This is a genomic window from Cytobacillus stercorigallinarum, assembly GCF_014836495.1.
Classification (GTDB): Bacteria; Bacillota; Bacilli; order Bacillales; family Cytobacillaceae; genus Cytobacillus; species Cytobacillus stercorigallinarum.
The window spans coordinates 53,568-66,030 of the sequence record NZ_JACSQT010000013.1; the positions used below are offsets into that span (position 1 = coordinate 53,568).

At 39.7% G+C, this 12,463-nt stretch carries 8 protein-coding genes; all 8 read right to left on the bottom strand.

The window, feature by feature from the left end; translation table 11 throughout:
- Positions 1–19: 19 nt before the first annotated feature.
- A complete protein-coding gene (gene fusA, locus H9655_RS19435) occupies positions 20–2,098 on the bottom strand; it encodes an elongation factor G (RefSeq protein ID WP_191816894.1) in 2,079 nt (692 codons plus the stop codon).
- 54 nt (positions 2,099–2,152) lie between these two features.
- Positions 2,153–2,623 carry a 30S ribosomal protein S7 gene (gene rpsG / locus H9655_RS19440; RefSeq protein ID WP_095371228.1) on the bottom strand — a complete coding sequence of 157 codons (471 nt, stop codon included), beginning with the start codon at positions 2,621–2,623 and terminating at the stop codon, positions 2,153–2,155.
- 44 nt (positions 2,624–2,667) lie between these two features.
- A complete protein-coding gene (gene rpsL, locus H9655_RS19445) occupies positions 2,668–3,090 on the bottom strand; it encodes a 30S ribosomal protein S12 (RefSeq protein WP_095371229.1) in 423 nt (140 codons plus the stop codon).
- A gap of 104 nt (positions 3,091–3,194) precedes the next feature.
- Positions 3,195–3,443, bottom strand: a complete 249-nt coding sequence (locus H9655_RS19450) for a 50S ribosomal protein L7ae-like protein (RefSeq protein ID WP_191816921.1) — start codon at positions 3,441–3,443, stop codon at positions 3,195–3,197.
- 144 nt (positions 3,444–3,587) lie between these two features.
- Positions 3,588–7,184 (bottom strand): DNA-directed RNA polymerase subunit beta', encoded by a 3,597-nt coding sequence (gene rpoC, locus H9655_RS19455; RefSeq protein ID WP_191816895.1) that lies wholly within the window; start codon positions 7,182–7,184, stop codon positions 3,588–3,590.
- A 119-nt stretch (positions 7,185–7,303) separates the two neighbouring features.
- Positions 7,304–10,867, bottom strand: coding sequence for a DNA-directed RNA polymerase subunit beta (gene rpoB / locus H9655_RS19460; protein WP_191816896.1), 3,564 nt, complete (start codon positions 10,865–10,867; stop codon positions 7,304–7,306).
- Positions 10,868–11,286: 419 nt separating this feature from the next.
- A complete protein-coding gene (locus H9655_RS19465; protein ID WP_191816897.1) occupies positions 11,287–11,889 on the bottom strand; it encodes a class I SAM-dependent methyltransferase in 603 nt (200 codons plus the stop codon).
- A gap of 178 nt (positions 11,890–12,067) precedes the next feature.
- Positions 12,068–12,433, bottom strand: a complete 366-nt coding sequence (rplL, locus tag H9655_RS19470) for a 50S ribosomal protein L7/L12 (RefSeq protein WP_191816898.1) — start codon at positions 12,431–12,433, stop codon at positions 12,068–12,070.
- Between the last annotated feature and the right edge of the window lie 30 nt (positions 12,434–12,463).

Sequence of the window (12,463 nt, forward strand, 5' to 3'; positions counted from 1 at the left end):
ATTAAAAAGGTAAAATCAATTATTCACCTTTATTTTTTTTGATGATTTCTTCAGAAATTGATTTTGGAACTTCTTCATAATGATCAAAGTGCATTGAGAATGTACCGCGACCTTGCGTATTAGAACGCAATGAAGTAGCATAACCAAACATTTCAGAAAGTGGTACCATTGCACGAACAACTTGTGCGTTACCGCGTGCTTCCATACCTTCTACACGTCCACGACGAGATGTAACATCACCCATAATGTCTCCCATATACTCTTCCGGAATAACTACTTCAACTTTCATTACCGGTTCAAGGATAACTGGGTTACATTTTGAAGCAGCGTTTTTCAATGCCATAGAAGCGGCAATTTTAAACGCCATTTCAGATGAGTCAACGTCATGATAAGATCCATCAAATAATCTAGCTTTAATATCAACCATTGGATAGCCGGCTAATACACCACGCTCCATAGCATCTTCAAGACCAGATTGTACTGCAGGGATATATTCACGTGGAACAACACCACCAACGATGCCATTTACGAATTCAAATCCTGCACCTTCTTCATTTGGAGAGAACTCAATCCAAACGTGACCAAATTGACCACGACCACCGGATTGACGAGCGAATTTACCTTCGATGTTTGCAGATGCACGGAAAGTTTCACGATAAGCAACTTGTGGTGCACCAACATTTGCTTCTACTTTAAATTCACGTTTCATACGGTCTACAAGGATATCAAGGTGAAGCTCACCCATACCAGCAATGATTACTTGACCTGTTTCTTGGTCAGTATGCGCACGGAATGTTGGATCTTCTTCTTGAAGTTTTTGAAGTGCTGTTGTCATCTTATCTTGGTCTGCTTTAGACTTAGGTTCGATAGAAAGAGAGATAACTGGCTCTGGGAACTCCATAGATTCAAGAATGACAAGACTCTTTTCATCACATAGTGTATCTCCAGTAGAAGTATCTTTCAAACCAACAGCAGCAGCAATATCCCCTGCATAAACTGTAGAGATCTCTTCACGAGAGTTTGCATGCATTTGTAGGATACGACCTACACGTTCACGTTTATCTTTCGTAGAGTTCTTAACATAAGAACCTGAATCTAACGTACCAGAGTAAACGCGGAAGAAAGTTAATTTACCAACATAAGGGTCAGTCATAACTTTAAATGCTAATGCTGAGAAAGGCTCATCATCACTTGATGGACGAGTAACTTCTTCTTCTGTCTCTGGATTAATACCTTTAATGGCATGTACATCCAATGGAGATGGAAGATAGTCGATTACTGCATCAAGCATTTTTTGAACACCTTTGTTTTTGAATGCAGATCCACAAATAACTGGATAGAATTCAACGTTTACTGTACCTTGACGGATTGCAGCTTTAATCTCTTCATTAGAGATTTCTTCTCCACCAAGATATTTCTCCATTAATTCTTCATCAAGTTCTGCAAGAGCTTCGATTAATTTTTCACGATACTCTTGAGCTTGATCCATGTATTCTTCAGGAATTTCACGTGTTTCGATGTCAGTACCAAGGTCGTTACCGTAGAAAGTAGCTTTCATTTCGATAAGGTCAATGATACCTTCGAATTCATCTTCAGCACCAATTGGTAATTGGATAGCTGCTGCGTTTGCTTGAAGACGATCATGAATTGTACCTAGAGAGTACAAGAAGTCTGCACCGATTTTATCCATTTTGTTTACGAATACCACACGTGGTACGCCGTAAGTTGTCGCTTGGCGCCATACAGTCTCAGTCTGTGGTTCAACACCAGATTGAGCATCTAGTACAGCAACTGCTCCGTCAAGTACACGCAATGAACGTTCAACTTCAACTGTGAAGTCTACGTGTCCTGGCGTGTCAATGATATTAACACGGTGGCCTTTCCATTGAGCTGTAGTAGCGGCAGAAGTGATTGTAATACCACGTTCTTGCTCTTGCTCCATCCAGTCCATTTGTGAAGCACCTTCATGTGTTTCACCAATTTTATGGATACGACCAGTGTAATAAAGAACACGCTCAGTTGTTGTTGTTTTACCAGCATCAATATGAGCCATGATACCAATATTACGCGTATTATCTAAGGAGAACTCTCTTGCCATTGTGTCTTTCTCCTTCCTAGTATGGGAATTGTTTTTATAATATATAAATGAATCTTACCAACGATAGTGAGCAAATGCTTTGTTTGCTTCAGCCATCTTATGAGTGTCTTCACGTTTCTTCACTGATGCACCAGTGTTGTTAGCTGCATCAAGAATTTCGTTTGCAAGACGCTCTTCCATTGTTTTCTCACCGCGAAGGCGAGCGTAGTTTACTAACCAACGAAGACCAAGAGTTGTACGGCGATCAGGGCGCACCTCAACTGGTACTTGGTAGTTAGCTCCACCTACACGGCGTGCTCTTACTTCAAGTACAGGCATGATGTTTTTAAGCGCTTGATCGAATACTTCCATTGGCTCTTTGCCAGTACGCTCACTAATGATATCAAATGCATTATATAGAATTGCTTGAGATTTACCTCTCTTACCATCTACCATCATTTTATTGATTAGACGGCTAACAAGCTTTGAGTTGTAAATCGGATCAGGCAATACGTCTCTTTTTGCTACAGGACCTTTACGTGGCATGTAATTTTTCCTCCTTTCAAGAAAGGGTTATTTTTATTTGTGAATTATTTCTTAGCTGCTTTAGGACGTTTTGCACCGTATTTAGAACGACCTTGCATACGGTTGTTAACACCAGCAGTATCAAGTGCACCACGAACGATATGGTAACGTACACCCGGTAAGTCTTTTACACGACCGCCACGGATAAGTACCACACTGTGCTCTTGTAGGTTATGACCAATACCAGGAATATAAGCATTTACTTCGATTCCGTTAGTTAAACGCACACGTGCATATTTACGCAACGCTGAGTTTGGTTTTTTAGGAGTCATTGTACCAACACGAGTACATACACCGCGTTTTTGTGGTGAAGATATGTTCGTTTGTACTTTTTTGAAGCTGTTATAACCTTTGTTCAACGCAGGAGAAGTTGATTTCTCTTCCTTTGTTTTACGAGGCTTGCGTACTAATTGATTAATAGTAGGCATGTATTTTTCCTCCCTTCATCTTTTCATGTAAGCCCACACATCCAGGTGGTTCATTTAAAGGCAAAAACAAAGTTCTTGCAGATTTCTATCTACAAAAACAGTTTTTAAATAGTTAATGCAACAGCTGCAGCACCTACATCTATCCCACATGCTTTACCAAGCTTTTTCATCGAATCAACATATGTGATTGGAACGTTATGATCTTTAGCAGCTTCTTCTATCATAGATTTGACTTGAAAATTTGTATCGCTAGCGATGACTACTTCAGATACAATTCCAGATTTAAGAGCTTTCACTGTTTGTTTAGTTCCTACTATAATTTCTTGCGCCTGCAATACTTTTTCATAAGACATAATTTCATCCTCCAAAGTATCCAGTAATAGGAGCACCTTTGCTATATTACCACCAATTGAAAATGATGTCAACAATCATTCATATTTTTTTAATATAGAAGGTCGGTGCCATTCTTAAAAAGAACGACACCTCTACTTCTATCATTATTCTACAGTGATTGTATCTTCAACTTCTTCTTTTGTATAAGGCTCTGCTTGACGATAACGTTGCATACCTGTACCAGCTGGAACAAGTTTACCAATGATAACATTTTCTTTCAAGCCAAGTAACTCATCACGTTTTCCTTTAATCGCTGCATCTGTAAGAACTCTAGTTGTTTCTTGGAATGAAGCAGCAGATAAGAAGGAATCAGTTTCAAGAGATGCTTTTGTAATACCAAGCAATACCGGACGTCCAGTAGCTGGCATTTTACCTTCCATAAGCGCTTTTCTGTTCGCATCAGTAAATTGATGGATATCAAGCAATGTACCTGGAAGTACATCTGTCTCAGCTGCATCGATGACACGTACTTTACGAAGCATTTGACGTACCATTACTTCGACGTGTTTATCACCGATTTCAACCCCTTGCATACGGTAAACTTTTTGTACTTCACGTAGCAAGTATTCTTGAACAGCTGTAACATCTCTGACTTTAATTAATTCTTTCGGATCGATAGAACCTTCTGTTAGCTCTTGACCGCGTTCCACTTCATCGTTAATTGCTACTTTTAAGCGCGCTGTATAAGGTGCTGTATAAGTACGTGATTCAACTTCACCTTGAATAACGATTTCATGTTGACGATCGCGGCCTTCATTAATGCCAACCACTGTACCTTTGATTTCCGAAATAACCGCTTGACCTTTAGGGTTACGCGCTTCAAAAATCTCTTGGATACGAGGAAGACCTTGTGTAATATCGTCTCCTGCAACCCCACCTGTATGGAATGTACGCATCGTTAACTGTGTACCTGGTTCACCGATTGATTGAGCGGCGATAATACCGACTGCTTCACCGACTTCAACTTCTTGACCAGTAGCCAAGTTACGTCCGTAACATTTCTTACATACACCGTGGCGAGTATTACATGTGAACGCAGAGCGAATCCATGCTTCTTCAACGCCTGCAGCAATGATTTCTGCAGATAAATCTTCAGTAATCAATTCATTTTCACGTGCAATGATTTCATTTGTTTTCGGATGTCTAATCGCTTTTCTTACATGACGACCGATTAAACGTTCCTCTAAGCTTTCAATCACTTCTGTTCCTTCCTTCAAGGAAGAAATCAATAAGCCACGATCTGTACCGCAATCATCTTCACGAACAATTACGTCCTGTGCAACATCAACAAGACGACGAGTAAGGTAACCAGAGTCAGCTGTTTTAAGGGCTGTATCAGCAAGACCTTTACGCGCACCGTGTGTAGAGATAAAGTACTCTAATACGGTTAATCCTTCACGGAAACTTGATTTGATCGGTAATTCAATAATACGACCAGCCGGGTTGGCCATTAGACCACGCATACCAGCTAACTGTGTAAAGTTAGATGCGTTACCACGGGCACCTGAATCACTCATCATGAAGATTGGGTTGGATTTATCCAATGATTTCATAAGTTTCGATTGGATATTATCTTTCGCCGCGCTCCAGATAGAGATAACTCTGTCATAACGTTCTTCTTCAGTAATAAGACCACGTCTAAATTGTTTTAAGACATTATCAACTTTATTTTGAGCTTCATGAAGAATTTCTTCTTTTTCACCTAATACAACGATGTCTGCCACACCAACGGTAATACCAGCTTTAGTTGAATATTTGAAACCTAAATTCTTCATTCGGTCTAGCATTTTTGATGTTTCAGTAATCTTGAAGCGTTTAAATACTTCAGCGATGATGTTCCCAAGAATCTTCTTCTTAAACGGATCGACAATTGGCATTGCACGAATCGCTTCAGGAATATCAGTAGCTTTATCAATAAAGTATTTTTGCGGTGTTTCAATTTCAAGATTCTCTTTTGTTGGTTCGTTAATATACGGGAATGTTTTCGGTAAAATTTCATTGAATACCAATTTACCAACTGTTGTCATCAATAGTTGTTTATTTTGTTCTTCAGTGAATGTTTCATTTTTTAACGACCCAGCATGGACAGCTACTCTTGTGTGTAAGTGAACATATCCGTTTTGGTAAGCAAGTAACGCCTCACTTGTATCGTTAAAGATCATTCCTTCACCAACAGCATTTTCTCTTTCTAATGTTAAGTAATAGTTACCTAACACCATATCTTGTGAAGGTGTAACAACTGGTTTACCATCCTTAGGATTCAGGATGTTTTGTGCTGCCAACATAAGCAATCTAGCTTCAGCTTGCGCCTCTGCTGATAAAGGTACGTGAACTGCCATTTGGTCACCATCAAAGTCAGCATTATATGCTGTACAAACAAGTGGATGCAGGCGAATCGCACGTCCTTCAACTAACGTAGGTTCAAATGCTTGAATCCCTAATCTATGAAGTGTAGGGGCACGGTTTAATAATACCGGATGCTCCTTAATAACACTCTCAAGAACATCCCAAACTTCAGGGTGAACTTTTTCAATTTTACGTTTAGCTGATTTAATGTTGTGCGCTAGACCCTTCTCAACTAACTCTTTCATGACAAACGGTTTAAATAACTCCAATGCCATTTCTTTAGGTAGTCCACATTGATACATTTTCAAGTTTGGACCAACGACAATAACAGAACGTCCAGAGTAGTCAACACGTTTACCAAGCAAGTTTTGACGGAAACGTCCTTGTTTACCTTTTAACATATGAGATAGTGATTTAAGTGGTCTATTACCAGGACCTGTAACAGGACGCCCACGACGACCGTTATCAATTAAAGCGTCAACAGCTTCTTGAAGCATACGCTTTTCATTTTGAACGATGATGCTTGGAGCACCAAGGTCTAATAAACGTTTCAAACGGTTATTACGGTTAATTACACGGCGATAAAGGTCATTTAAATCAGATGTAGCAAAACGACCACCGTCTAGTTGAACCATTGGACGAAGCTCCGGAGGAATAACTGGTAGCACATCAAGAATCATCCAGCTTGGTTCATTTCCTGAACCACGGAATGCTTCAAGCACTTCTAATCGTTTAATTGCACGTGTTCGGCGTTGCCCTTGTGCAGTTTTTAATTCTTCTTTTAACGAATCTACTTCTTTATCAAGGTCAATATCTGAAAGTAATTTTCTAATTGACTCCGCACCCATAGATGCTTGGAATTTGTTACCGTATTTTTCACGGTAAGCACGGTATTCTTTTTCAGAAAGCAATTGTTTTTTCTCTAATGCTGTATCCCCAGATTCAGTTACAACATAAGATGCAAAATAAATTACTTCTTCCAATGCACGTGGAGACATATCAAGCACAAGACCCATACGGCTTGGAATACCTTTAAAGTACCAAATATGTGATACTGGCGCTGCTAGCTCAATGTGCCCCATTCTTTCACGACGAACTTTAGCACGTGTAACTTCAACACCACAACGATCACAAACAACACCTTTATAACGAACGCGTTTGTATTTACCACAATGACACTCCCAGTCCTTTGTTGGACCGAAAATACGTTCACAAAACAAACCATCTTTTTCAGGTTTTAATGTACGATAATTGATTGTTTCAGGTTTCTTTACTTCACCATGAGACCATGAGCGGATTTTATCTGGTGAAGCGAGACCTATTTTCATATACTCGAAATTATTAACATCTAGCAAGGGGCCTACCTCCCTTTCGATCTACAGGTTTTTCCCATTCACTTATCAATAAGTTTGGGTCCCAGTCATCTATTCCACTTAGCTCGAATGGAGGGCAGTAATCGCCCTCCTTGTTCAATTTATTCTTTTGTTGCTACTGTTTCTGCTTCTTCTGTTTCTTGCGTATCTGGAGCGATTGTTAAGGATTCAGCCTGTTGCATATCCTCTTCATCATCCGTATCACGCATTTCTATCTCTTTTTCATCGCCTGAAAGAATTTTTACATCCATACCTAAGCTTTGAAGTTCTTTAATTAATACTTTGAATGATTCAGGGACACCAGGTTCCGGTACATTTTCACCCTTAACGATGGATTCATATGTTTTCACACGTCCAACGACATCATCCGATTTAACTGTTAAGATCTCTTGAAGTGTATAAGCAGCACCATAGGCTTCAAGTGCCCAAACCTCCATCTCACCAAAACGCTGTCCACCGAATTGTGCTTTACCACCAAGCGGTTGTTGCGTAACAAGTGAGTAAGGTCCAGTAGAACGAGCGTGAAGTTTATCATCAACCATGTGTGCTAGTTTGATCATATACATGACACCAACTGATACACGGTTATCAAACGGCTCTCCTGAACGTCCATCATAAAGAACTGTTTTCGCATCACGAGCCATACCAGCTTCTTCGATTGTTTCCCAAACGTCTTCCTCGTTTGCACCATCAAATACTGGTGAAGCAACATGAATGCCTAATTGTCTTGCTGCCATTCCAAGATGTAGTTCCAGAACCTGACCAATGTTCATACGAGAAGGTACCCCTAATGGGTTCAACATGATATCAACCGGTGTGCCATCTGGTAAATACGGCATATCTTCTTCCGGTAGAATACGAGAGATAACCCCTTTGTTACCATGTCGGCCGGCCATTTTGTCCCCTTCAGAAATCTTACGCTTCTGAACAATATAAACACGTACAAGTTGGTTAACACCTGGAGGTAGTTCATCGCCATCTTCACGATTGAAGACTTTGACATCTAGTACGATACCGCCTCCACCATGTGGTACACGCAAGGATGTATCACGTACTTCACGTGCTTTTTCACCGAAAATAGCATGAAGTAGTCTTTCCTCTGCAGTTAGTTCTGTTACACCTTTAGGCGTTACTTTACCAACTAACAAGTCTCCATCTTTCACTTCAGCACCTGTGCGAATAATACCGCGCTCATCTAAATTACGTAAGGCATCTTCCCCTACATTCGGGATGTCACGAGTAATTTCTTCAGGTCCAAGCTTCGTATCACGAGACTCTGACTCATACTCTTCAATATGAATAGAAGTGTATACGTCATCTTTTACAAGGCGCTCACTCATGATGATCGCATCCTCGTAGTTATAACCGTCCCATGTCATGAAAGCAACCAGAACATTACGTCCAAGCGCAAGTTCACCAAGTTCCATTGATGGTCCATCAGCAAGGATTTCACCTTTCGTTACACGGTTACCAACTGCAACAATTGGTCTTTGGTTGTAACAAGTACCTTGGTTGGAACGAATGAACTTAAGCATTCTATATTTATCAAGATCGCCTTTTACTTCTTGGCCATCTACTTCTTTCACACGTCTTACCCAAACTTCTTTCGCTTCAACATGCTCAACAATACCTTCATGCTTACAAATCACCGCAGCACCAGAATCTTTACCAGAAACATATTCCATTCCTGTTCCAACGCGTGGTGCTTCAGGTTGCATAAGAGGCACAGCTTGTCGTTGCATGTTGGCACCCATTAGGGCACGGTTAGAGTCATCATTCTCTAAGAATGGGATACATGCAGTCGCAGCAGATACAACCTGCTTAGGTGATACATCCATGTAATCAACACGGTCACGTTTAACAACAGTATTTTCCCCTCTAAAACGAGCAACAACTTCCTCGTCAACGAATGAACCATCTTCACCTAGTCTTGCATTCGCTTGGGCTACAACATAATTATCTTCCTCATCAGCTGTTAAGTAATCGATTCTTGAAGATACTGTACCTGTTTCGTGATCAATACGACGATAAGGTGTTTCAATAAATCCAAAACGATTCACTTTTGCAAAGGATGATAAAGAGTTAATTAATCCGATATTCGGTCCCTCTGGCGTTTCAATTGGACACATACGACCATAGTGGGAGTAGTGAACGTCACGCACTTCAAAACCTGCGCGCTCACGTGTTAAACCACCAGGTCCTAAGGCTGATAGACGTCGCTTATGTGTTAACTCAGCTAATGGATTTGTTTGGTCCATGAACTGGGACAATTGAGAGCTACCAAAGAATTCTTTAATAGATGCAATAACAGGACGAATGTTGATTAATTGTTGTGGTGTAATTGTGTTCGTGTCTTGAATAGACATTCTCTCACGTACTACACGCTCCATTCTTGATAAACCGATACGGAATTGGTTTTGCAATAGCTCACCAACAGAACGTAATCTTCTATTACCAAGGTGGTCAATATCATCTGTATCGCCGACACCATGCAATAAATCAAAGAAATAGCTAATAGAAGCAATAATATCAGCAGGTGAAATGTTCTTCACAGCTTCTTCTACATACGCATTACCGATTACATTAATGACTTTCTCGCCATCTTCATTCGGTGCATAAATTTTAATTGATTGAACATCGACTTCTTCATCTATAACGCCGCCGACAAGGTCCACTTTCTTAAAGCCAACATTCTTCTCAAGGTAAGGAAGAATTCGATCAAGTGTTCTACGATCAAGTACAACACCTTTTTCAGCAATGATTTCTCCTGTTTCAGGATCAACCAAATTTTCAGCTAATCTTTGGCCAAATAATCTATTTTTTATATGAAGCTTTTTATTAATCTTGTAACGTCCAACATTTGCTAAATCATAGCGTTTTGGATCGAAGAATCTTGATACAAGTAAGCTTTTTGCATTTTCAACAGTCGGTGGTTCACCTGGACGAAGACGCTCATAGATTTCGAGCAATGCTTTGTCCGTACCTTCTGTGTTATCCTTTTCAAGCGTATTACGGATATATTCATTGTCACCAATTAATTCGATGATTTCTTGATCAGATCCGAACCCTAATGCACGCAAAAGAACCGTAACGGGTAGCTTCCTCGTACGATCTATTCTAACGTATACGACATCTTTGGCATCAGTTTCATACTCAAGCCAAGCGCCGCGGTTCGGGATAACAGTGGCAGTAAAGCCTTTTTTCCCGTTTTTATCGAGTTTTCCGCTAAAGTATACGCTCGGAGAACGCACCAATTGCGAAACAATGACACGTTCTGCGCCATTAATTACAAATGTTCCTGTTTCTGTCATAAGCGGGAAGTCACCCATAAAGACATCCTGATCTTTGACTTCGCCTGTTTCTTTGTTCACAAGACGTACTTTTACACGCAAAGGTGCAGAATATGTAACATCTCGTTCCTTCGATTCCTCAACCGAATATTTTGGATCGCCAAGGCTGTAATCAATAAATTCAAGCGATAAATTACCAGTAAAGTCTTCAATCGGAGAAATGTCATGAAACATCTCTCTTAAACCCTCATCAAGAAACCATTGATAAGAAGAGGTTTGGATTTCGATTAGATTTGGTAATTCTAAAACTTCACTGATTCGTGCGTAACTTCTACGTTGGCGGTGTCGTCCATACTGAACTAGTTGACCTGTCAACTGATTCACCCCTCAAATCAAGCGTTATTATTTGAAAAGCAACCTGTGAATCTCACATGCAAATAATAGAATCTATCTTTTTACCTGTGGATTCCAGCCCACAAGTAAGATAAACTCTTTACATGAGAAATATTATCCAGGTAGCTTGACATATCTTAAACTCGAGTCACATTTCGCTCTATCTTTGCCAAAATTAGAGCGCCGGAAGCCCCAAAACATGAGATTCCTCCGTAAATATAAACTCAATCAGACAAAAAGAAAAAGGGTTTTCAAGCAAAAACCACAATTCCATCATTAGACTATTCTTTTCATTACTTCCCACATCTGGATAAATTTATACAATAACGCATAAATTTTTATCCCTATTGGTAGTATATTATGTTGGCATTTTACAATACTAACATAGCGAAAATGTCAAGTCAATCTTTTTTTGCTCTTAATATAAAATAGCCTTTTTTCTTTACAACTGTATCTACTTCAGCAAATAATTCCGAGAGCTTTTCAATAGCAGATGGTGCACCTTGCTTCTTTTGAATGACTACCCATAATTCTCCACCAGGCAATAAACATTCAAAACTCTCTTCAAAAATACGATGCACGGTTTGTTTCCCAGCTCGTATTGGCGGATTCGTTAAGATAGCTGCAAATTGATGTTCTTTAACAACTGCCAACTTATCACTTTCTTTTACAGTGATATTGTTGATACCATTAAGCTCGCTGTTTGTTTTAGCCAATTCAAGCGCTCTTTCATTCACATCGAGCATGACGACTTGCCGATCTTGCATAAGCGTCGCCATTGATAAACCAATTGGGCCGTACCCACAACCAACATCTAATATATCACCAGATATTTCAGGAGGGATAAACGTCTCTATTAATAACTTCGATCCAAAGTCAACTTCATTTTTTGAAAATACACCATGATCGGTTTTAAATTGAAATGTTTTGTCTCTTAGTTTGTAACTCCAAACACGTGGATTACTTTCGACATTAGGCGTTTTAGAATAATAATGGTCTGACATAGTGGTCACCTCCAGATATTAGAGCTGCATGTGCGAGGATTTTTTGGTAGAGGGTAAAAATAAGTACACGTCGCGACTGTAGCTGTACGTTGTCCTTAAATTCACTTACCTAAACAGTCCACATAACTGATATTAAAAAAGCCCGCTCATACAAGCGGGCTTTTTAAAAAAACCTATATTACTTAACTTCTACGCCAGCTCCAACTTCTTCAAGTTTAGCTTTGATTTCTTCAGCTTCTTCTTTAGAAGCGCCTTCTTTAATAGCTTTAGGAGTGTTATCAACAACTTCTTTCGCTTCTTTAAGGCCAAGACCTGTGATTTCACGAACAACTTTGATAACTTTGATTTTTTGGTCGCCAGCAGAATTAAGAATTACGTCGAATTCTGTTTTCTCAGCAGCAGCGTCTCCACCAGCAGCGCCACCAGCAACAGCTACAGGAGCTGCAGCAGTTACTCCGAATTCTTCTTCAATTGCTTTTACTAGATCGTTAAGTTCTAAAACAGTCATATTTTTAACTGCTTCAATGATTTGTTCTTTAGTCATGATATAATTTCCTCCTTAATTTTTGTTAGA